Raw genomic sequence first — 23,332 nt, 5'->3', positions numbered from 1 at the left:
AATATGAAATTAAATAGTAATATAAGACAGACGTTTAGAGTGGCTAAAATAGAACTGAGTTCTATGTTCTATTCTCCTGTAGCTTGGTTGGTGTTGATTATTTTTGCCTTGTTGATAGGGTATGATTATGCAAATGTTTTTGATAGTCAGTTGAGAGCTCAATCTCTGGGTAGCGGATTATGGAATGTGTCGTCTGCGATTTATAATAGTTGGATGACGGGTATTTTAAAACCGATTTTACGTAACCTTTATTTATATATCCCGTTGATCACAATGGGGTTGATGAGCCGTGAGTACCAATCGGGTTCGATCAAGTTGTTATATTCCTCTCCGGTGAAGAACTCTTCAATTATATTTGGAAAGTATTTAGCCATGATGTGTTATGGTGCAGCTTTGATGAGTATTATCGGGTTGAACGTGCTTTTCTCTTGGTTGACAGTTGAAAATTTCCAGATTTCCATGCTTTTGGTCGGAATGTTGGGAATCTATCTTTTGATTTTGGCTTATTCAGCGATCGGGTTGTTTATGTCGACACTTACGGCCTATCAAGTGGTAGCGGCAGTGGGTACGCTGGCGGTTTTAGCTGTATTGAATTTTATCGGAGATGTTGGTCAAGGAATTGATTTCGTCCGAGATATTACTTTTTGGTTGTCAATTTATGGACGTTCGATTTCTTTTATTGAGGGATTACTGCCTAGTGCGGATGTGATGTATTTTTTGATTGTAATCGGATTGTTTCTTTCGCTCTCTGTACTGAAATTAAACACGGAGAAGAAGATCATGTCTTTGCGTACGAAAATTCTAAAATACAGTACGATTATCGTAACGGCGTTGTTGTTGGGTTATTTGACTTCTTTGCCAGAGGCAAAGTTGTATTATGACGGGACTTACACGAAGAGTAACACGTTGTCTCCGGAGAGCCAAGAGGTGATGGAGAAATTAACTCAACCACTCACCATTACAACATATGTGAATATTTTAGCTCCAGATTATTTCGCTGGATTACCTTTTAACCGGAATTGGGATTTTGAACGTTTTGAACGTTATGTGCGTTTCAAACCGGATATCAAGATGAAATATGTATATTATTACCATCATGCAAGTAATCCAGATCTTGATGCACAATATCCGAATATGACTGATGAAGAGCGTGCTAAGGCTCTTTGTAAGATTAGTGATTTGAATTTTAAAATGTTTAAATCTCCGGAGGAGATTGATAAGGTTGTTGATTTAAGTGGCGAAGGCTATCAGTTTGTTCGTATTGCAGAACAAAAAGATGGTAAAAAAGCGTTTTTGCGGTTGTTTAATGATAACCAGCGTCATCCGCGAGAGACTGAAATTACGGCTATGTTGAAACGTTTCGTGGCTAAAGCTCCGATGGTAGCCTTTTCTACGGGATACGGTTCACGGAGTATTAATAATTATGGAGGACGTGGTTTCTATTTATTTGCGAAAGATTTATGGTTCCGTTATTCATTGTTAAATCAAGGTTTTGACACGCGAGAGATTGATTTGGATCACGAGAAGGTTTCAGATGATATTTCAGTGCTTGTTATTTCAGATTTGCGAGAACCTTTATCGGAAAAAGCACTGGCTAACGTGAAGGACTTTATGGCAAGAGGAGGGGATATGGTGATTTTAGGGGAGTATGGAAGAAGTGAAAACATGAATGAATTGACGGCTTCTTTAGGAGTTCGTTTCTCGGATGGAGTATTGGCTTGTCCGAACGAGTTAGGTTCTCCTGTTGTTTTGAGAACGACTTACACGGAGGAGGCTGTTGAGAAACATTCAACATTTGCCCGTATGCGTGATTTTGGATATGGTGTATCGGTGCCTTCATCTTTGGCATTGGATTATTCGGATGTGAAGGATTTTGAGGTTTATCCCGTGTTGGAAACGGGTGATAAGGCTTGGGTCGAATATGAAACGAAAGATCTTGTAGATGGTGATTTCATTTGCAATGCTGAAGCCGGAGAGAAGGAAGGTGTTTATGCAACATTGATATATTTGAGACGTAAAGTTGGTGATAAGGAACAACGTATCGTGATTTCTGGTGATAGTGATTTTATCACGAATGAAGAATTTGGATTGTCACGTCCAGGGATGGAGGTGAATAATATTGAGATTATTTCTGGTTCATTCCGTTGGCTTTCAGATGATGTATTCCCGATAGATACGGAACGCATTGCGGCAATAGATAATCATATTGATCTGTCTCCCGGCTGGAGATTTTGGATTAAATTATTTTTTATGGTACTCTTCCCTCTTTCTCTCGCTATTTCGGGTATTTCTATTATATATAGGAGACAACGTAAGTAGAGCTATAGAAGGTATGTTTTCACATTAAAATTTGAATGTATGTTAAATAAAATAGTGGAGGTTAAACATCTATCTCATAAATATAGTGTAGATTGGGCTATTCGAGATATCAATTTTGCGATAAAGGAGAATGGCGTGTTTGGGTTATTGGGTTCTAATGGAGCGGGTAAATCCACAACAATGAATATTATCTGCAACGTGTTAACACAAACGGAGGGGGATGTTTTTATTAATGGTATAAATTTAAGGGAGCGTCCGATTGAGGCGAAGAAGTTTATCGGTTTTTTACCTCAAAAGGCTCCTCTTCACACGGAGATGACGGTAGACGAATATTTATATCATTGTGCGGATATCCGGTTGATGCCTAAAAAGGAGATTCCTGAGGCGATGGAGAGGGCTAAAGCAAAGTGTGGAATAACACATTTTAGCAAACGACAGATTCGAAATCTTTCCGGGGGATACCAACAACGTGTAGGGATTGCGCAGGCGATTATTCATAACCCTTTGTTTGTGATTCTTGATGAACCGACCAATGGGCTTGATCCGAATCAAATTATGGAGGTTAGACGTTTGATCCAAGAAATCGCAAAGGATCGGGCTGTTTTGATTTCAACTCATATATTACCCGAGGTGCAAGCCGTTTGTGACTATATTATGATGATTGAACATGGACAGAAAGTGTTTGAAGGTACGATTAATGCTTTCAACACGTATATGTCTCCTAGCGCTTTACTTACGATTATGCACAACGCTCCCTCTTCGGAAGAGTTGATGAAGATAGAGGGAGTCGAGCGGGTGGAGCGGTTGACGAATACCCGTATCCGTTTACATTTTAAGGGGGATGATTCGATTATTAGACGGGTGGTAGAACAGGCGGTTTCGAATCAATGGCATTTACGGGAGATTTCTTTGGAGAAGGAGTCCTTGGATAAGGTGTTTGCCAAATTGTCCGGAAAGGATGCGTGACGGGTGTTGATATAATAATACGTTATTTTAAAAGATTATAAGAATGAGAACGATTATACGGATTACAAAATCAGAGCTTCGAGTTCTATTTTTCTCTCCTATTGCATGGCTTATCTTGATAGTTTTTAGTTTTCAGGTAGGTATGGCTTACAGTGATACTCTCGCTTTACAACTTAAAAATCAAGAATTGGGTTATCGGATGTTTGCGGTGACTTCCTCTTTGTTTAGTGGATACACGGGAATTCTTTCCAATTTGTTGGAGAATTTATATCTCTATATTCCGTTGTTCACGATGGGGCTGATGAGTCGTGAATTGAGCAGTGGATCTATAAAATTATTGTATTCGTCACCGGTGTCGAATTTGCAGATTATTTTGGGTAAATTCTTAGCCGTCGTAGTTTATGCTTTGCTGTTGTGTGTGATTTTGATGGGGCCGGTTATCAGTACGTGTATTTCTGTGCAGGCTCCGGATGTCCCGTTGATGTTAACCGGAGTGTTGGGTGTTTTCTTGACGGTTTTGGCATATGGAGCTATCGGGTTGTTTATGTCGACAATCACGAAATATCAAGTTGTTGCTGTAGTGGGGACACTTGCTATTCTTGCCATATTGAATTTCATTGGTGGTGTCGGACAAGAATATGATTTTGTACGGGATATCACCTACTGGTTGGCTATATCTGGTCGCTCGAAAGTGTTTATTGACGGGATGATCAGTTCCAAGGATACGTTGTATTTCGTTTTGGTGATTTTCATGTTCTTAGGACTTTCTGTAATTAAGTTACAAGGAGAAAGATTGCGATTAGCCAAGTGGAAAACTTCGTTGAAATACAGTTTCGTGTTGTTGATAGCGTTGGCCTTAGGATACATCTCGTCTTTACCGAAGTTCAGTATTTATTATGATTCAACGGCAACTAAGATGAACACGTTAACCGAGGAAAGCCAGCAGATTCTTGAACAATTGAAAGGAGACTTGACGATTACCACTTACGTGAACTATTTGGATGAGACCTATGATCGAGGTGCTCCAAGAAATAGAATTGATGATATAGCTCAATTTGAGCAATATTTGCGATTCAAACCAGAAATAAAACTTGAATATGTTTATTATTACGCTAAAGGGTATATGCCCTATGCGAAGGCTGCTTATGATACGATGACCTTAGAACAGATCGTGGAGGATAAATGTCGGTATTCTGGATACAATCCTAAACGTTTTCTACCTTTGGATGAGGTATTAAAGAAAGATGATATTTCTGGAGAAAATGGTCGGTTTGCCCGGGTGATTACTGCTGCGAATGGGAAAAAGGCAATTTTGCGTATTTATCAAGATAATAGTGTTTATCCTTATGAAGCACAGATCTCTACAGCGTTGAAGACTTTACTTCAGGAAGCTCCCGTGGTTGGTTTTGTTACCGGGCATAAAGAGAGAAGTGGCATGGATTTGGGCGAAAAAGGGTACGGGGCTTTTGCGTCGAATAAGACATTCCGTTATTCATTAATAAATAGTGGATTCGGGATACGTGAAATATCATTAGGGCAACCAGTGCCAGAAGATATTGATATTGTGGTACTAGCAGATATGAGAAGTGATCTAACGGAGGAGGAATCTCGTAATTTTGATACTTATTTGGCACGAGGAGGAAATTTATTTATATTAGGAGAACCTAAGCGTCAGAAATTTATGAATCCAGTTGTTGAAAAATTAGGATTACGTTTTGCGGATGGTATTATAGTGTCTCCTTCAGAGATTCATTTGGATGATATTGTTGCTGCGGATATAAAAGAAGGTGCTGCTACGGTTTCAGAAAACTATATCAAGTATTTTCGTAGAGGCTATTCTATCATAACTCCTTCTGCCTGTGCAATCGAGATTTTGGATACGACGAAAGGATTTAAAATAACAGAGGTCTTGGCTAGTGCAAGTAAAGGTTCTTGGATCGAGAAGGAAACGACTGATTTTATTAATGAAAAGTCTGTGTTAAACCCAGATGCTGGAGAGGTGGAACGTTCTAATTCAATCATGTTGTATCTAACTCGTTTAGTGAAGAATAAGGAGCAGCGTATTTTTGTGATTGGAGATGCTGATTGTATTAGTACGTTGGAGCTTTCGCAGAATAGGGCCGGTTTTAGAAGTTCGAATTTTACCTTGATAACGGAAACATTCCGTAATATGTCTTACGAAGAATTTCCTGTTGATGCTAATCGAGTAAATCCCCCTGATGATCAAGTTGTGGTTTCTCAAGATGGAGTCTCTACCATAAAAATAGTTATAATGTGGATTGTTCCACTATTACTTGTGGTTGGTTGTGTTATATTATTGTTTAGAAGAAAAAGAAGATAGAGTTTTAATATTATATCAACGTTCGGAAGAATAGGATGTTTTAAGGATTCATTTGTTGATTTGTAAAAATGAACAAATGAATCCTTATGATTTTTTATATTGTTTGAGAGTTGTGGATATATTTTGGTTTGTGAGAGTTTTTTTAGAGCCGTTTTTTAGAAACTAAATTAACAAAGTTAACAGCTGAAAAGGGAAGAATTAACAAAGAATTAATGTAGATTCATTTTGAATAACAAAATGAGAACTATAATTTTGTTGATGGAAATAGTGCGTGATCTTCAGAGATCAAAAAATTAAATGATTAAAACAATTAGAGATGAAAAAATTAGGATTGATTATTGTTAGTTGTATCTTCTCGCTGTTATCGATGCATACGTTGTACGCGCAGGAACAGGATAAGTTGTTGCAACTATTGAAACAAGAGTTGGCAGCTGATATGCAAGAGCTGCAGAAACAGGAGAATCCTCCCTATCACATGAACTTTAGGGTGATGGATGATCGGACGGTGAATATTTCGAGTTCTTTCGGGGCCACGATGATGTCCGTGGAACAACATTCTCGTTCAATGGTTCCGCAGATTCGGGTGGGGGATACTATTTTGGATAATTTTAAATATAACGCGATGGGGGCCCCGGCAGACCAACGTGGTAATGTACGGGTGGCTTATTTGGGATTGGATGATGAAAAAGGTGCTGATGCAACTCGTCAGGCAATCTGGGCTGAAGTGATGAAACGTTATGATTTTGCAGTGGAGGCTTATCAGAGAGCGAAAACTCAAAGTCAGGTGAGTGTTGCTGATGAGGATAAAGCTCCTTCATTTTCTGCGGCTCCGGTGGAGAAATATTACGAGGCTCCTCTTCCTGCTGAGAAGTTGACGGTTGACCAAGCTGCTTGGGAAAAACGTTTGAATGAAGTTTCTGCGGTGTTTAAAGCATATCCGTTATTACAGTCGGGTGATGTTAGTTTAACGTTCCGGGTGCTTCGGAATTATTTTGTAAATACGGAAGGAACTGAAGTTGTGCAGAATAGAACATATGCACGAATCATGATTAGTGCTTCCATGAAGGCAGAAGACGGTATGGAGTTACCGTTGAATATGTCATACTTTGCATACGATCCGAAGGACCTTCCGTCTAATGACCGGATGATTGCTGACGCTAAGGATATGGTAAAAAGATTGACCGTGTTGCGTGATGCTCCGGTTGTTGATCCTTACACGGGACCCGCTATTTTGTCCGGTCCGGCTAGTGGGGTGTTCTTCCACGAGATTTTCGGTCATCGTATTGAAGGTCACCGTTTGAAAGGTGGTGGTGAAACTTTTAAGAAGAAAGTAGGCGAGTTGGTTTTGCCTGCAGACTTTCAAGTGTATTGCGATCCGACTTTGCGTAGTTATGCCGGGGAAGAGTTGAATGGTTTTTATTTGTATGATGATCAGGGAGTGAAAGCTCGCCGGGTTGATGTCGTGAAAGACGGTATTTTGAGAGAGTTCTTGATGAGCCGCGTGCCGCTGGATGGATTCCCGCATAGTAATGGGCATGGACGTACTGCCGGAGGTGGTGATCCTGTATCCCGTCAATCTAATTTGGTGGTGGAGACAACAGCACCTCACACGGAGGCTGAATTGCGTTCCATGTTGATTGAAGAGGCTAAAAAACAAGGAAAAGAATACGGGTACTATTTTAAAGAAGTAACCAGTGGTTTCACGTTGACCGGGGAAGGTGGTAGTTTGAATTCATTTAACGTGACTCCCTTGGAAGTGTACCGAATCTATGTAGACGGACGTCCGGACCAGTTGGTTCGTGGGGTGGATTTGATTGGAACCCCGTTATCCATGTTCTCTAATATTGTATGTGGAGGTGATGCTCCCAGCGTGTTCACGGGAGAGTGTGGTGCGGAATCCGGTTGGGTGCCTGTAACGGCTAGTTCCCCAATGATTCTGGTAAATAAGATCGAGACTCAACGTAGACAGAAGTCAAGAGATTTACCCCCGATCTTACCGGCTCCGCAGAACAAATGAAATGGAGAATTGAAAACTGAAAATGAATAGATCGAAATCATTGAGGCTTGGAGTTCTTCGGTCGTAAATTTTAAATTTAGAATAAAAATGAAATATATATTATCGATTATATTGTTTTTCCTGTTGGCAGGATCATTATCCGCACAGAATGAGCAGGATCAGGTGATCTTTAAGGCTATGCAGGATGAGATGCAACGTAGTAAGGAGCAATTGATGTTGCCGGGTATGCAGAAACCATATTACTTGTCTTATACTTTGGGACGTACACATCAGTTTGAGGTTGTGGGTGCGTTAGGTGGTGTTACTAATTTTTACGAGTCTCCTTGGAGTGCCGTTGGTGGGGTGCAGATGTTTTTGGGAGATTACGATCATAATAATGATATTAATTATGTATGTGCTTCTGTTCAGGCCGGAATGCCGGAACAGGCTGATTATGATGTAATCCGGAGAAATTTCTGGTTAGGATCAGATGCCATGTATAAATGGTCATTGCAGGCAGGAGCGATGAAGGACGCTTATTTGAAGGCGAACCCGAAGACTGCCGAAGAAACTGCCGTGAAGGATCAACAGAAGGTGGATGCCGTTACCCGGATCGAGGAACCGAAAAATGCTTACACGATTGATAGAGCAAAATTAGAGAATATTGTAGAAGAATTATCTGCTATTTTCAAGGACTATAAGGATATTTATGATTCATCCGTGGCTATTACCGGACAGGAAATGGAAGTGTACAAGTCTACCACGGATGGGGTTGTGCTGAAAGAACCGTTACGTTATGCAAGCTTGGTTGCCTCTGCTTACGTGATGACAGAAGATGGCGTTCGGATTGATGATGCATATTCCGTGCTTGTTGCTCGTCCGGATGATTTGCCTTCTTTGGATGAATTAAAGAAAGGGGTTAAGGCTTTTGCCGATAACTTGATCAAGTTGAAGAATGCGCCAGCAATTACAGAATATTATGCAGGTCCGGTGTTGCTTGAGGATGGTGCTTGTTCATCTGTTTTTATAAGTAACTTCTTGAAACGAGGAGCTCTCTTCGCTTATCGTAAACCCGATACCGACCGGGCTCAACCGATGAAAACGTTAGATGCTCGTTTGGGAATGAAGATTGTAGACAATCGAGTTTCTATCAAAAATTACAGCTCTTTGGATAAGTATAATGGAGTTTCTTTGTTAGGAGCTTATAATATTGATGCTGAAGGTATCGTGCCTGCCAAAGAGATGACTTTGGTTGAAAATGGTATTTTCAAAAGTATGTTGAATGGGTGTACCCCGACTTTGTACGCTCCCCAATCAACGGGTAGTTCTCGTTTCTTGTTGTCCAGTAGCAATGGAATGTTTTCCACGGCTCCGGGTACCATTCATATTGAAGTGGAGAAAGGAACGAAACCGGAAAAGATGAAGAGCGCGCTGATTAAAGCTGCTAAAGAAGAAGGTTTGAAGTATGCTTATATCGTGCGGAGTTTAGCGGGTAAAGCTTCTCGTATCTATCGGGTAGATTTGGATGGTAAGGAAACTCAAGTCCGTTTCGGTGATGTGAGTGGCTTGACATTGATAAACCTGAAACGTATGTTGAATATTTCCAGCAAGGAAAATGTAAGCAATTATATTTTGAACGGTCAATTACTATCTTCTTTAATATACCCGTCTTCAATTTTGGTTGAAAACATCGAGATTAATAAATCAGACGTGAAGAAAGACAAAGAGCAAGTATTGACTTTCCCGTTACAACGGTAAGATTATTTTAAGGTATTAGAACACAGGGAATAAAAAAGAAGCGATCGAATTGTTCGATCGCTTCTTTCATTGGTTACCTGTCTTTATTTAATTTCAATGGTTCTCTCTGCTTTTTTAATCTCTTCCTGAGATAGTTTCGGCAAGTCGATGGTTAGAACTCCGTGTTCAACCCCGGCAGCGATTTTCTCTTTATCCACGTCATCCGGTAAGATCATGGTTTGTTGGAATTTCGAGTATGAGAACTCCCGGCGTAAGTAGCGATGTTCTTTTTGCTCCTCTTTACTCTCGCTCTTTTTCTCCATGGAGATTACTAGATTGTTATCCTCGTCTATGCGAACGTTGAAATCTTCTTTTGTCATACCCGGAGCTGCAACTTCAACTTTATAATCTTTTTCGGATTCGATTACGTTGATCGCTGGTGCGGTTGCGTTTGCTCTTGTCATCCACTCGTTATCAAAGAAATCATTAAAGATACTTGGTAACCAATTTTGAGTTCTTCTTACAGGCATCATAATTTTAGTCTCCTATCTTTAAATTCAACATTATCATTTAATTGGATTCAGGTTCTTTGTGAACCTGCATTCGATTATAGTTAATGCAAAGCACGTGCCAATGGATTTTGAGGACTTTTTGTCACTGATGTTATGTCAAATTTTCAGTGTTTCTGTCAATTAATGACGAGAAAAAAAGCAAGATTAAATATTCAAATTTCTAATAATAATTGTAGCTTTATACCTTATTTTAGCAAGAGGATAGAGTAACTTAATGACAAATAAACATCGTATGAAGAAAAACTACAATTGGGCTAAGGCAACGCTTGTTATGGGTTGTATGCTTGGTTTGGGGTGGCTGGCTACCCCGGTAATGGCACTGGACAGGGACGTGCGGTTAATGGATGAAGATACGACAATTATGGTAGTTGCCGAAGTTCAGCCGGAATTTAACGGGAATTTGAATCAATGGATAGGGGAAAACGTGCAATACCCGGAAGAGGCGTACGCCAACCAAATTGACGGGCGGGTGTTTGTGACTTTTGTGATTGAGAAAGATGGGGTCGTGTCTCACGTGCGAGTGGTTCGTTCTGCCCATCCGCTTTTGGATGCGGAAGCACTTCGGGTGATCTCCGGAATGCCGAAATGGAAACCGGCTATGTCGGGGGGAAAGGCTGTACGTTTTGAAAAGACTTTACCGATCACGTTCAAATATACGCCACAAGAGACCGAGTTGACTTATGAGCAATATTTGAAAAACTTGGAGGAAGAACAGGAAATGCTGAAGAAAGGGGAGAAAATGAGTTTGGAAGATATGGCTCGCCGGGTGAATGCTTTCAAGGAGCAATTGGGGGATGATACCACGTTGCGTAAATTATTGTTGGAAAAGAGTCAGACGATTAAGGGTGAAATTGATAGTACGGTAAAGGCTCAAACAAAAGTGTTGAAGCTGAAAAAGAATGACGTGAAGGAGTTGACAAAAATCTACGAGGACGAGATTAACACGAAGATTCAACTGATTGAAAGTTTGGGAACAGATCAGTTTATCAGTCATTTTGTTGAATCCGAACTTGAGATGAGAAAGATCGAGATGGACAAGATGCTAAAGATTAAAGACCTTTTGAAAGATCGGTTCAAATTGTATTTTGAGAATTATATCTTACGGCATTGATAATATATTTTATTGTATACTAAAGGGGCTGAATTCAGCCCCTTTTTTTGTTGCCACATTGTCAGTTCGGTCGTAACAATGCGTCAGTTCAGAACGTATATCAAAGGTTGGTACGTAGTTTGTATTGACATATTATAGAATGTATAAATTATAAAAGTATGGCCTATATAGATTACTATAAGATTTTAGGAGTTGATAAAAGTGCTTCGCAGGATGATATCAAGAAGGCTTTTAAGAAACTGGCCAGAAAGTATCATCCGGACTTGAATCCGGACGACCCGAATGCCAAGCAACGTTTTCAAGAGATTAACGAGGCGAACGAGGTATTGGGTGATCCGGAGAAACGGAAGAAGTATGACCAATATGGAGAGAACTGGAAACATGCCGACGAGTTTGAGGCCCAGAAACAGCGTTACCAACAGCAAGGCGGTGGAGGTTTCGGGAGTGGAGTTCATTGGTCATCGGAAGGCGGGTTCTCCGGCATGGGCGGGGATGGCGAGTTTTCGGACTTCTTCGAGTCGTTATTCGGTTCCCGTCGGGGTGGAGGAAGGTCTGCCGCGTTCCGAGGACAGGACTACAATGCTGAATTGCATTTGTCATTCCATGATGCCGCACAGACACACAAACAGGTGTTGGCTGTAAATGGTAAAAATATACGTATTACCGTTCCGGCCGGGGTGGCTGACGGGCAAACGATTAAATTGAAAGGACAAGGCGGACCCGGTGTAAACGGGGGACCTGCGGGAGACTTGTATATCACATTCGTGATCGCGGAAGACCCCGTGTTCAAGCGTTTAGGAAACGATCTGTACGTGACGGCTCCTTTAAACCTGTACTCGGCTGTTTTAGGAGGAGAACAGGTGGTGGATACAATGAATGGTAAAGTAAAATTGAAGGTAAAACCCGGAACCCAGAACGGGGCGAAAGTAAGGTTGAAGGGAAAAGGTTTTCCCGTTTACAAGGAAGAAGGAAAGTTCGGTGATCTAATCGTGACTTATTCTGTGGAGATTCCGACAAATTTGACGGAAAAACAGAAGGAGTTATTCCAAGAATTACAAAAACTTAGCTAAAGGGAAGAGTTATGGAAACAGATTTAATTATAGTCAGGGAATACTGTCAGAAAAGTCACGTGGATCCGTTGTTTATCGTGTCTCTGGAAGAAGATGGACTAATTGATATTCAGGTTGTCGATGGTGAACGCTACTTGCTTGGTTCGCAATTACAGGACTTGGAACGATTTGTCCGGTGGCATGAAGATTTGTCTGTCAACACGGAAGGAATCGGTGTTATCCACGAGTTGATGGGACGTATGCACGAAATGCAACAGGAACTGAAGCAACTGCGTCGAGAAGTCCGATTACTTCGAACGAACTATTTGGAAGAAATACTGTAATGTTTCATGAAACATTACAGTATTTTTTAGTTTACTACTTTTGCGTCTGTTCCCAATAAGAAGAACCAAGAAAATAAGCGATATTTTTCAAGATAATTGTATACGGGTGAAAATGCTGTGTTTTTATTATTTGGAGGAATTATTGTGATTATTCCATTTTATTTGTACTTTTATACAGATTGTATGTTCAAATTGTGCTAGAAATGGAAATAATTGAGATTGCCTCTAAGGTGTGGTATAAATTGTACGTGATTCTATTTTGTTGTATTTTGAATGCAGGGATCTTGAATGCGTCGGGGCGGTCGGATGGCAACACGACGGTTTATGCCGTGGCTGAACCTTATTCGTATGATGAGTTTATTGCCATGTTAGACCGGGAAGGAAAGGTCCCATTGGAAAATATTCAGGAAGAGACGGATCCGGCAATCATACAGATGTACGTGGCACAGAAACAACAATTCCTGAGGGGTGGGGGAAGAGCTTTGAAATTGGCACTTGATAGGATGAGTCCGTCGTATAATGTGAGAGCGTCTGCGGGTTTTGTTCGGGAGTACAAGTTGAATAAAGGACAACAGAAAAAATTGGAGGCCGTGTACAAATGGAAAAGCCTTGAGCAAGATAAACTGATAAAGAGAATGGGTAAGAAGGATCTGATGAAAAGATATGCGGAATTATCACCGTTATTCGCTCATTTGAATATCTTGGAAGAGGCGAAAATAAGGGAATGTATGAATCCCGAACAACACGCGTTGTATTTCCGTGATTTGATGGAAGAAATGAGAATCTCCCACCAGCCCGACAATAACGAGCCTTGTTCCTGTAAATGTTTTTATCATCTGAATGTTTCTTTACTGGGAATCGGGGGGATACAGAACTGGATTGTAAGAGAAGTGAAGTACCCGATAATGGCACAGGAGCGTAATATTCAGGGGAAGGTGGTCGTGGGTTTCCTGATCAATACGGATGGGAGTATCTCCGATGTTCACGTGGTTCGAAGTGTGGACCCGAGCTTGGATGCGGAATCTGTGCGGGTCATGCGCCGGTTGCCCTCTTTCGCTCCGGTGATATGTCCGATCCATAAACGGAAAGTAGCTGTTTATTATACAGCTCCGATAAATTTCCAACTTCAATAGTTTTTTGTAAAGTAAAGATAATACTGAATTAAATTGTGTTCTATGGCGTTTGTTATTAGTTGTTTAAGGAAGAAAGGTTTTATGCTTTCGTTATGTTTCTGGGTGCTGTCCGCTAGTGCTTTTGCCCAAGTGTCAATTAGTCGGACGAATTCACTATCGTATGAAAACTATCTTCAAATGCTGGATGAGGAAGCAAAGATTCCTTTGTCGGAGATTCAGGAGGAGGAGAATCCGGAACATTTGAAGGAACGGATGGCATTATATCGTAAAGGCGATAGGGGAACCTATAACTGGCGGTGTATGGGAGTGGAGCGGGCGGATGAATACGCTCCCCTGTATGCGATTGACGTGATCAAGCATGCGGGGTTACAAAAAACGACAGCTAACGTTTTGGAGAGCGTGTTCCGTCATTTTTATGATATGGAAATGAAAATGTTGAAAGAAATCGGACCCAAGAAATTTGTTCATAAATACATCGTTGCTACCCCGAAATTTGCCCATCTGAATATTCTGAAAGAGGCAAAATTACGTGAGGTGATGGATCGAGACGATCATGTTCGTTATTTTATGAAATATATCTTACCTGCCGTTTCCCGTTCCCCCGGTCAGGTGATCGAGAAGGATGAATTTAAATGCGTGCATTACGTGCGAGTACCCTTGTTCGCTCAAGGGAATTTTGCCGTGTGGATTGGTGAGAATGTGAAATACCCGAAGGATGCACTACAAAATAACTGGCAAGGTCAGGTTGTTGTCAGTTTCACCGTGGAGCTTGACGGGTCTGTTTCAAACGTGCAAGTCGTGAAAGGTGGTGCCTACAGCCTTAATGTGGAGGCTGTCCGGATCGTGAAATCAGCCCCGAAATTTATTCCCGCATGGTGTCCGCTCCACCAGAAGTACGTGAGAAGAAGCATGACCGTACCCATCAGTTTCAAATTGCAATAGAGGCCGGTAACGATCACTTCGCCCCGTTGCCCATATCCGCCCGGGCTTTACTTTGCGTCACGAGATAGACTCCCGTGAACACCAGCAAGGCAGCAACAGGTTTATCCCAAGTTAGCTTATCCTGCCCCATGAGAATGGCGAGGGTGGCGGCTACTAGGGGTTGTGCGTAATTGTACATGCTGATTGTCGTGGGGCGGATGCGTTTCAAGGCAATCGGGATGAACAGGTAAGCGAGGAAGGTGGCGAAAAATACCACGTAGAAAAGGCTGGCCAGAGCGCTTAGAGAAGTTTCTGCCGAGAATAGTTTAGCGTTTACCACGTCGTGCATGCTGAACGGGAGCATGAGGATCGTTGAGAACAGGAACATCCATTTCATCAGGGTGACCGGGGAATAGCGCTGGGCGATCGGTTTCGAAATCACGAGATAAGTTGCGTAACTCACCACGCTAATAAAACAGAGCAGGTTGCCCATCAACGAACCGCCGTGTCCTTGGTTTATCGTGTAGGATTGCCAGATGATCAATAGCGCCCCGCAGGCCCCGATCAGTACCCCACCCGCCTTCTTGGAAGTAATCGGTTCTTTTAGAACCAATGCCGAAATAAGCATCACCATCACGGGATTCATCGTGACGATCAACCCGGCGTCAATAGGGGAGGTCATTCCAAGTCCTTCAATGAATGTAAGTTGATTAACAGTTGTACCTAAAATGGCACAAAAAAACAGGATTAGTAAATCTTTTTTACTTACTTTCTCGTTTAAGGTAAATAGGGAAACCGCCCAAAAGGCGAGTGCCCCGAATGACATACGTAGGAACGTGAGGCCTACAGGATCAATCCACTCCGGCATTAAGGTTTTGGCGATAGGAATGTTTATTCCAAAGAGGATGTTCGCAACGAAGATGGCTATGTGGCCATGCCATTTATCTTTTGTCATAGGCTCATGATTCTTATATTGTTATGCGAATGTAAGGTTATTTTTAATATAATTAGATGGGCGTATGAAAAAAAAGAAGATAGGATTATTGCCAAAGATCGTGATCGCGATAGCTTTGGGTATAGCGTGCGGACTTTTCTTCCCCGGTTGGCTGGTAAGAATTTTCTTAACGATAAATGGTTTGTTTAGTAATTTTCTCGGTTTTATCATCCCGTTGTTGATCTTGGGGTTGGTGGCTCCGGGCATTGCCGATTTGGGTAAAGGGGCCGGGAAATTGTTGTTGATAACTGCTTTGCTGGCGTATGGATTTACCCTGTTTTCGGGGTTCTTCACTTACTTTGCCAGTGACTTGAGTTATCCGTGGTTATTGAAAGATGCCGAGTTGCAACCGCTGGAAACGGCGGCGGTGGAACCTTTGTCTCCTTATTTCACGGTGATGATGCCCCCTTTGATGGACGTGATGACTTCTTTGGTTCTGGCTTTCACGCTAGGTCTGGGAATGTCGGTGATTAATGGGGCCACGTTGAAAGGAGCGATGGAGGATTTCAAGGATATTATCAACAAGGTGATTACGGGGGTGATTATTCCTTTGTTGCCGCTTTACATTTTCGGCATCTTCCTGAACATCTCGAATTCCGGACAGGTTTCGGGAGTGTTGGGCGTATTCGTGAAAATCATCGTGATGATATTTTTCTTGACGATCGTTCTGTTGTTTATCCAATTCTTTATCGCCGGGATCGTGTCGAAGAAGAATCCGTTCCGGTTGTTCCGGAATATGTTGCCGGCTTACATGACGGCCTTGGGAACACAGTCTTCTGCTGCGACGATTCCCGTGACGTTGGAGCAAACGATAAAGAATGGTGTCAACCGGGAATTGGCCGCTTTCGTGATCCCGCTTTGTGCCACGATACATTTGTCAGGTAGCACGATGAAAATCGTGGCTTGTGCCATGGCGATCATGTTGATGTCGGGTATGCCGATTTCTTTCGGGGTGATGGCCGGGTTTATTTTCATGCTGGGAATCGCGATGGTAGCGGCCCCGGGGGTACCGGGCGGTGCGATCATGGCGGCTTTGGGGTTATTGCAGTCCATGCTGGGATTTGACGAGACGGCTCAGGGGTTGATGATCGCCTTGTATATTGCGATGGATAGTTTCGGTACGGCTTGTAACGTGACGGGAGATGGTGCGATTGCCGTGATTATGGACCGGATCAACAAGAAAAGTAATCACACGGGGACTCTGGAAGAACTAGAAGAGGTGGTCGTGGTGGAATGATCTGGTATTCAGTCCGATTTAATACATAAAATGAAAATGAATATATGATTACTTCCGGATCACTATCGTGTAAAGCGCTATTAGAACGCTATTAAATCCCTATTAAAACGCTATTATATATAGCGTTTTATAAGTTCTTTTATTGCTTTTTAAAATGATTATATGCAGAATTGATCCGTTAGTAATCATGATTTGTTGCTAAATATATTTATATCGTGAGGATTACATGTTATTAACTGTTGTTTGAAGACAATAGTTTCACGTGGTAGCGTGAATCTAAATGTTAAATTTAAGATATTCAGTTTTTATCTTTATATTTGCACTAGATAGTGGATGCTATTACGTATGTGATTCATAACAGAAGAATTTAAAGCCGGTCTTTTTTAGAGCGAATTCTAGTAAGTTCGTAGCTGATAACTAATAATTTGAATTTATGACAAAGATTAAAGTTCAAAATACAGAAGTGACAGTCATCATTTATGACGATAAGGACTATATTTCCTTGACGGATATGGTACGTAACATCGAAAATGGATTAGCTCTTATCGAGAAATGGCTACGTAACAAAAATACAATAGAGTTTTTAGGTATATGGGAGGAAATGTACAATCCTGATTTTAATTCCCCCGAATTCGAGGGAATTAAAAATGAGGCTGGGTTGAATCGGTTTATTTTATCTGTGAAGCAATGGGTGGAAAAAACCAACTCTAAAGGTCTTATCGCCAAAGCTGGTCGTTATGGTGGAACTTATGCGCATAAGGACATTGCCTTTGAATTTGCTTCTTGGGTTTCTCCACAATTTAAACTTTATCTTTTGAAAGAGTTTCAGCGGTTGAAGGAATTAGAACAAGCTCAACTTGGTTGGACTGCCAAACGTGAACTTTCCAAGATTAACTACCGCATCCATACAGATGCCATTAGGCAGAATCTTATTCCATCAGAGGTAACAATTCAACAGGCAAATATCATTTATGCGAATGAAGCCGATGTCTTAAATGTAGCCATGTTTGGCGTGACAGCTAAAATGTGGCGTGAGCGAAATCCTGAACTTAAAGGAAATATTCGTGATTACGCTTCTATCAATGAACTTATTTGTCTTTCGAATATGGAAAACCTTAATGCTGTTTTCATTGAGCAAGGAATTGCGCAAGGAGAACGGCTTGTTAAGCTGAATCAAGTTGCCATTCAACAAATGCGAATACTGGAGGCTGATGGAAATAGGAAGTTATTGAAATAGTATGATTATTTGTATCTTTGTCTGACACAAAGCGAGCTATTATGACAGAACCTCGGGAAGAAATAGTAAAAAAGGCGTTTCTGCAATTCTTGAACAGGGGATATAAGGCCTGTTCGCTGAAAACATTGGAGCAAGCCACGGGCTTGACCAAGGGCGCTTTTTATTATTACTTCAAGGATAAGAAGGAGATTTTGGAGGCGGGGATGGAACGGTATTTCAGCGTGATGAAGGAGGAGAGTGGGAAGGATGTGGAGCGAGTGGCTTCTCTGCGGGAGTACATTGATCTCGTGATCAAGAATAAAGAGGAGAGTGCCGATGCCTCCCAGAGAGTTTTCGGATGTTTTATACTGGAAGTCTTGTTTTTCCAGCTGGTGCTGGAAGTGGCCCCGATCTTTCCGGAGTTCCGGGAGCGGATATACACGATTTCCAAGAGGCGGTTGGCGAACTGGGAGCGTGCTATCTTGAAGGCTAAGCAAAGCGGGGAAATTCGGGCGACATTGGATACTTCGGTTTTGGCGCGTAACTTGATGTCCGTGTCGAGTAGTATGTTGAATATCGAGTTGGAACAGGCGAATTTCCAGTATATGTTTTCAGATACCCGGATGCAGTTTGAACAATATTATATGTTGATAAAGAAATGAACGGAACGAGAGACACGATTATCGAGACAGCTTTTTTGTTGTTCCTGAAAAAAGGATTCAAGGCGGTTACGCTTACCGACTTGGAGAAGGCCGTGGGGATGACGAAAGGGACGTTTTATTATCATTTCTTGAACAAGGAGGAGGTTTTGAAAGAGGGGGTGACGAGGTATTACCGTATGTTGAATAACCGACGGGCCGAGGAGATGAGCCGGGTACATTCGTTGCGGGAGTTTGTTGACCTGACGATCCATAACTTGGAAAGTATCGGTCATTACGGGGCGAAACGTTTGGATAGTGATATTCCCGAAATTTTGTGTCTATCGCTGATGGTGGAGGTGATTTCCTTGTACCCGGAGTTTAAACAGATGGTGAGTGACACGAAAATCTCGTGGATGTCGAAGTTGGAAGGTGTTATCTTGGAGGCAAAACGAGAGAAGGAGATAAGAGATGACGTGGACACGTCGATTTTGGCAAAGAATTTGCTGAACATAAGCATTGGGTTGATAAATTATATCGTTATGCATCAAGATGTTTCTTATGCTTTATCATCGGTGCGTTACCAGTATGAACAACTTTATTCGTTAGTAAAAGCTCGATAAAGTTTTTACGGGAGTACATACCGAAAAGTATAAATTTGAAGAGACTTGAAGTTAGAATATAAAAACGAGAAAGTGATGAATAGGATTACGGAATGTAAATCTGTATTAAGTTTAATTGTTGTATTACTGTGCTTTATCTTGCAGTCGAATGCGCAGGGGGTGTTAAGTTTGGAGGATTGTCGGCGGTTGGCGATAGAGAACAATAAGAAACTGAAAATTGCAGATGAAGACGTGAAGGCGAGTGAGGCTCAAAAAGCCGAGGCTTTCACGAAGTATTTGCCTAGTATTGACGCTATGGGCGTGTATTTGCGCAACCAGAAAGAGATTAATTTGTTGTCGGATGATGCCCATTTACCTGTCGGGTCGATTGGCTCGGACGGGAAGTTCACGTTTCGTCCCGATCAGTTGATGGTGGGTTCGGACGGGAAGCCGGTGATGGTGAACGGGCAGTATGTCCCGAAGGATTATGCCCTGTTGCCAAAGGAGGCGATGACCGTGGACGAACGAAACTTAGGAATTGTGCAGGTCGGGCTGACCCAGCCGATTTACATGGGAGGGAAGATCAGGGCTTATAATCAGATTGCCGGGTTGTCGGAGCAGTTGGCGAAGAGTAAGCGGTCGCAGGAGTTGCAGAACGTGATTCTCTCGACGGACGAGGCTTACTGGCAGATCGTTTCCTTGGTAAACCGGAAGAAATTGGCGGATAAATACGTGGAGACGTTGACGAAGTTCGTGCATGATGTCGAGTTGATGTACACGACGGGGGTAGCAACCAAAGCGGACGTGCTTTCCGTGCGGGTGAAACTGAACGAGGGGGAGATGGTCCAAACGAAGGTGGACAACGGGTTGAGTTTGTCCCGGATGTTGTTGAACCAGATTTGCGGCTTGCCGACAGACACGATCGTGATGTTGAAAGAGGAGATGGCAGACACGGACGTGGAGGAGGTGCCAGCGGAGAGTTTGGAACGGGTGTATAGCCGGCGTCCGGAGGTGGCGAGTTTGCAGTTGGCCACAGATATATATAAAAAGAAGGAGAAGATTGCTTTGTCCGAGTATTTGCCGACGATTGCTTTAACGGCGAATTATTTGAGTAGCACGCCTTCTTTCTTTGACGGGGTGAGTACGAAGTTCGACGGAATGTGGAGCGTGGGAGTCGGGATTAAGGCTCCAATATTTCACTGGGGGCATCCCGTAAGAGTTTACGTAGTGCGAAGGCACAGACGAACGCGATGAATTATAAGTTGCAGGAGGCAAAGGAGCAGATCGAGTTACAGGTGAACCAGTCGGAATTCAAGATGAAGGAGGTGACGAAGAAGTTGGCGATGGCCCGTAAGAATTTGGAACGGGCGGAGGAAAATCTGAAGTTTGCGAATTTGGGTTTCAAGGAGGGAACAATTCCCGTGCTGAACGTGTTAGAAGCACAAACGGCTTGGTTGACGGCGAATTCGGAACTGATTGATACGCAGATTGAGGCTCGATTGTGTAAGGTTTATTTGGAGAGAGCTTATGGAACGCTGGAATTTTAGATTTATGATACTAGATTTAAGATTAACCCCCTTTAGCTCCCCCTTGCACAGGGGGAGAAACGAATGCGGGAAACCGCCACAATGTAACAAAGTAGCGTGTCCTCCCCCTGAGTAAGGGGGAGTTAGAGGGGGTAGTTTTTCTATTTTAAGTTTTAAACTCTAAATTCTGAATTTTAAATTAATTGTTATGAGCGAAAAGAAAGTAAGCGGGAAGGTATTGATGTTTACAGGGATCGTGATCATCGTATTTTTGGTTGCTATATTCGGGTTTATTTTTTGGGAACCGGTGCCGGAGATGATTCAAGGTGAGGCGGAGGCCACGGAAGTACGGATTTCCGGGAAGGTACCGGGGAGGATTGAGCGTTTTTTAGTGGACGAGGGGGATCAGGTGATGAAGGGAGATACGGTGGCGATTTTGGATAGTCCGGAGGTGATGGCAAAATTTAATCAGGCGCAGGCTGCGGAAGAGGCTGCCCAAGCATTGAGTGATAAGGCTCAGAAGGGGGCTCGCGAGGAACAGAAAACGATGGCCTTCCAAACGTGGAAAAAAGCACAAGCGGCTCTTGACGTGGCAAAGAAGTCTTTTGACCGGGTACAAAAGTTGTTTGAAAATGATGTGGTTTCCGCGCAGAAACGTGATGAGACCGAGGCTAATTATAAGGCGATGCTAGCCACGGAGCAGGCAGCGAAGGCCCAGTATGAGATGGCGAAGAACGGGGCGGAAAAGGAAGATAAATTGGCGGCCGAGGCTCAGGTAAACCGGGCAAGGGGTGCTGTGGAAGAAGTTAGTTCTTATATAAAGGAGACATTTTTGATTTCACCGATTTCAGGAGAGATTTCTGAACGTTACCCGAAGGTGGGAGAGTTGGTGGGGACGGGTTCCCCCGTGATGAATGTGCTGGATTTGGAGGATATGTGGGTGGTTTTTAACGTGCGTGAAGATTTGTTGGGAGACTTGAAGATGGGAACCGTGTTCACGGGGTATATTCCCGCTTTGAACAATAAGGAAGTGCAGTTAAAAGTGACTCACATGAAAAATATGGGTACTTATGCCGCTTGGAGAGCCACGAAGACAACGGGGCAATATGACGCGAAGACTTTCGAGGTGAAGGCCGTTCCCACGGAAAAGGTGGAGGGGTTGAGACCGGGGATGAGCGTGCTGAAAAGAGCTAAAAACTAAAAGCTAAAAGCTAAAAATTAAAAGTTTAAAGTTTAAAGTGAAATCAGGAGTGTTGATTTGTATGGTTGAAATCTAAAATCTAAAATTAAATTATGCGTGAGAATATAAGGGCTTTGGGGGTGTTGATGAAACGGGAGGTCCGGATGTTGGCAGAACGTCGGATCTACTGGTTTGTGATGATCTTCGCACCTTTGTTCTGTTTCCTGTTTTTCATGGATTTGTTGAAAGAGGGGTTGCCGAAAAAGTTGCCTGTGGCCGTGGTGGATGAGGATAATACCACGACTTCCCGTTCTTTGGTGCGTTCGTTGAACACGTTTGCCCAGACGGACGTGGTGATGCGCACGGCGAATTTTAGCGAGGCCCGAGAGGCTTTGCAGCGAGGGGATGTTTACGGGATTTTTTATATCCCGGCGGACTTCCGGCGGGATGCATCGACAGGGGGAGAACCCGTGTTGTCGTTTTACACGAATGATACTTATTTTCTGGCGGGTTCTTTGTTGTATAAAGATATGCGGATGCAATCAAATTTAGCGAATGGAGCGGTTCAACAAACGTTATTGCTGGCGAAGGGAGAGGGCGGGCCGTTGCTCGCCGCTAAGCTGATGCCGATTGTGCTGGATACGCACCCGTTGAATAACCCGTGGTTGAGTTACGCTGTCTATTTGGCGAATTTCCTTTTACCTGCATTCTTGTGTATGTTCGTGATGTTTACCACGGTGTACAGTATTAGCGAGGAGATTAAGCGGAGGACTTCAAGAGAGTGGTTGGAGGCGGGGAATGGTTCTATTATCGTGGCATTGATGGGGAAACTTGTCCCGCAGGCGTTGATTTTCACGGCGATGGGGATGCTTGCTCTTTCCATGTTGTATGGTTATGCTCATTTCCCGTTAAATAGTGGATTTTTCCCGATGTTTCTGGCTATGGTACTGATGATTCTAGCCTCTCAGTGTTTTGCCCTGTTTGTTACGGGGATGACCCGCCGGAGCAGGATCGCATTGAGTGCTTGTGCCTTGTGGGGTGTGTTGTCATTTTCGATATGCGGTTTTACCTATCCGGTGCGTTCTATGCCGGAGCTGGCTCAGATCGGGTCGAATTTGTTCCAAATGCGTCACTATTTTTTGATATACGTGGATCAGGCTTTGAATGGTATTCCGATGATATTTTCTTGGCAGAGTTATGCGGCATTGATGGTATATTTATTCTTGCCGATTTTTATCCTGCCGAAGTTGAAGTTGGATTTGTTGGAGTTTAAGTATTTGCCATAAATCGTTGAAAACGATTTATGGGTTGCAGGTTGGAATGAGTTTGAAATTTAAAATTTAGAGTTTAGAATTTAGAATTTAGAATGAAAAAGACTACCCCCTCTAACTCCCCCTTACACAGGGGGAGAAACGGACGCAAGAAATTGCTACAATGTTTTCAATGTAGC

Annotated in this window: 18 protein-coding genes and 1 pseudogene; 17 read left to right on the top strand and 2 right to left on the bottom strand. The window is 42.6% G+C overall.

All coding sequences use genetic code 11. The features are described from left to right. The first annotated feature begins 3 nt into the window (after nt 1–3). The 5 genes from R8806_RS12760 (at nt 4) to R8806_RS12740 (ending at nt 9,380) form a co-directional block, all read left to right on the top strand. A complete protein-coding gene (locus R8806_RS12760; RefSeq protein WP_124316219.1) occupies nt 4–2,319 on the top strand; it encodes a Gldg family protein in 2,316 nt (771 codons plus the stop codon). 39 nt (nt 2,320–2,358) lie between these two features. Then, complete coding sequence (locus R8806_RS12755) at nt 2,359–3,285, top strand: ABC transporter ATP-binding protein (protein WP_124316220.1); 927 nt, start codon at nt 2,359–2,361, stop codon at nt 3,283–3,285. 43 nt (nt 3,286–3,328) lie between these two features. After that, nucleotides 3,329–5,626, top strand: a complete 2,298-nt coding sequence (locus tag R8806_RS12750; protein WP_151412065.1) for a Gldg family protein — start codon at nt 3,329–3,331, stop codon at nt 5,624–5,626. Nucleotides 5,627–5,942: 316 nt separating this feature from the next. Beyond that, on the top strand, nt 5,943–7,643 hold the full coding sequence (locus R8806_RS12745) for a TldD/PmbA family protein (protein WP_124316277.1): 1,701 nt from the start codon (nt 5,943–5,945) through the stop codon (nt 7,641–7,643). Nucleotides 7,644–7,730: 87 nt separating this feature from the next. Continuing rightward, entirely contained in the window at nt 7,731–9,380 is a 1,650-nt protein-coding gene (locus R8806_RS12740; RefSeq protein WP_124316278.1) for a metallopeptidase TldD-related protein, read from the top strand. A gap of 83 nt (nt 9,381–9,463) precedes the next feature. Here R8806_RS12740 and R8806_RS12735 read toward each other — a convergent pair whose 3' ends face one another. After that, complete coding sequence (locus R8806_RS12735; protein ID WP_151412066.1) at nt 9,464–9,892, bottom strand: Hsp20/alpha crystallin family protein; 429 nt, start codon at nt 9,890–9,892, stop codon at nt 9,464–9,466. A 271-nt stretch (nt 9,893–10,163) separates the two neighbouring features. Here R8806_RS12735 and R8806_RS12730 point away from each other — a divergent pair, with 271 nt between their 5' ends. The 5 genes from R8806_RS12730 to R8806_RS12710 all read left to right on the top strand — a co-directional run bounded on the left by R8806_RS12730 (nt 10,164) and on the right by R8806_RS12710 (nt 14,510). Next, the gene (locus R8806_RS12730) at nt 10,164–11,042 is read left to right on the top strand and encodes an energy transducer TonB (RefSeq protein WP_164719586.1); all 879 of its coding nucleotides are present in this window, start codon (nt 10,164–10,166) and stop codon (nt 11,040–11,042) included. Nucleotides 11,043–11,200: 158 nt separating this feature from the next. Further along, entirely contained in the window at nt 11,201–12,112 is a 912-nt protein-coding gene (locus R8806_RS12725) for a DnaJ C-terminal domain-containing protein (protein WP_124316280.1), read from the top strand. Nucleotides 12,113–12,123: 11 nt separating this feature from the next. After that, a complete protein-coding gene (locus tag R8806_RS12720; RefSeq protein WP_087419485.1) occupies nt 12,124–12,435 on the top strand; it encodes a chaperone modulator CbpM in 312 nt (103 codons plus the stop codon). 203 nt (nt 12,436–12,638) lie between these two features. Further along, on the top strand, nt 12,639–13,568 hold the full coding sequence (locus tag R8806_RS12715) for an energy transducer TonB (RefSeq protein WP_124316281.1): 930 nt from the start codon (nt 12,639–12,641) through the stop codon (nt 13,566–13,568). 42 nt (nt 13,569–13,610) lie between these two features. Further along, nucleotides 13,611–14,510, top strand: a complete 900-nt coding sequence (locus tag R8806_RS12710; protein WP_124316282.1) for an energy transducer TonB — start codon at nt 13,611–13,613, stop codon at nt 14,508–14,510. A 13-nt stretch (nt 14,511–14,523) separates the two neighbouring features. Here R8806_RS12710 and R8806_RS12705 read toward each other — a convergent pair whose 3' ends face one another. Continuing rightward, a complete protein-coding gene (locus R8806_RS12705; protein ID WP_124316283.1) occupies nt 14,524–15,444 on the bottom strand; it encodes a DMT family transporter in 921 nt (306 codons plus the stop codon). Between the two features lie 64 nt (nt 15,445–15,508). Here R8806_RS12705 and R8806_RS12700 point away from each other — a divergent pair, with 64 nt between their 5' ends. The 7 genes and pseudogenes from R8806_RS12700 to R8806_RS12670 all read left to right on the top strand — a co-directional run bounded on the left by R8806_RS12700 (nt 15,509) and on the right by R8806_RS12670 (nt 23,168). Further along, nucleotides 15,509–16,720 (top strand): dicarboxylate/amino acid:cation symporter, encoded by a 1,212-nt coding sequence (locus tag R8806_RS12700; protein WP_124316284.1) that lies wholly within the window; start codon nt 15,509–15,511, stop codon nt 16,718–16,720. Between the two features lie 433 nt (nt 16,721–17,153). Further along, the gene (locus tag R8806_RS12695; RefSeq protein WP_124316285.1) at nt 17,154–17,957 is read left to right on the top strand and encodes a KilA-N domain-containing protein; all 804 of its coding nucleotides are present in this window, start codon (nt 17,154–17,156) and stop codon (nt 17,955–17,957) included. A 41-nt stretch (nt 17,958–17,998) separates the two neighbouring features. Continuing rightward, a complete protein-coding gene (locus R8806_RS12690; RefSeq protein ID WP_124316286.1) occupies nt 17,999–18,598 on the top strand; it encodes a TetR/AcrR family transcriptional regulator in 600 nt (199 codons plus the stop codon). Next, the gene (locus tag R8806_RS12685) at nt 18,595–19,197 is read left to right on the top strand and encodes a TetR/AcrR family transcriptional regulator (RefSeq protein ID WP_124316287.1); all 603 of its coding nucleotides are present in this window, start codon (nt 18,595–18,597) and stop codon (nt 19,195–19,197) included. Before R8806_RS12690 ends, R8806_RS12685 begins: the two co-directional genes overlap by 4 nt. A gap of 75 nt (nt 19,198–19,272) precedes the next feature. Further along, a pseudogene (locus R8806_RS12680) lies at nt 19,273–20,723 on the top strand (TolC family protein). Nucleotides 20,724–20,910: 187 nt separating this feature from the next. Further along, nucleotides 20,911–21,903 (top strand): HlyD family secretion protein, encoded by a 993-nt coding sequence (locus R8806_RS12675; RefSeq protein WP_124316289.1) that lies wholly within the window; start codon nt 20,911–20,913, stop codon nt 21,901–21,903. A 92-nt stretch (nt 21,904–21,995) separates the two neighbouring features. Next, nucleotides 21,996–23,168, top strand: coding sequence for an ABC transporter permease (locus R8806_RS12670; protein ID WP_124316290.1), 1,173 nt, complete (start codon nt 21,996–21,998; stop codon nt 23,166–23,168). Nucleotides 23,169–23,332: the final 164 nt, after the last annotated feature.

It is taken from the genome of Butyricimonas faecihominis, assembly GCF_033096445.1.
GTDB classification, from domain to species: domain Bacteria; phylum Bacteroidota; class Bacteroidia; order Bacteroidales; family Marinifilaceae; genus Butyricimonas; species Butyricimonas faecihominis.
The sequence above is the reverse complement of the archived record's forward strand: the minus strand, read 5'-3'. Positions and strand labels throughout refer to the sequence as shown.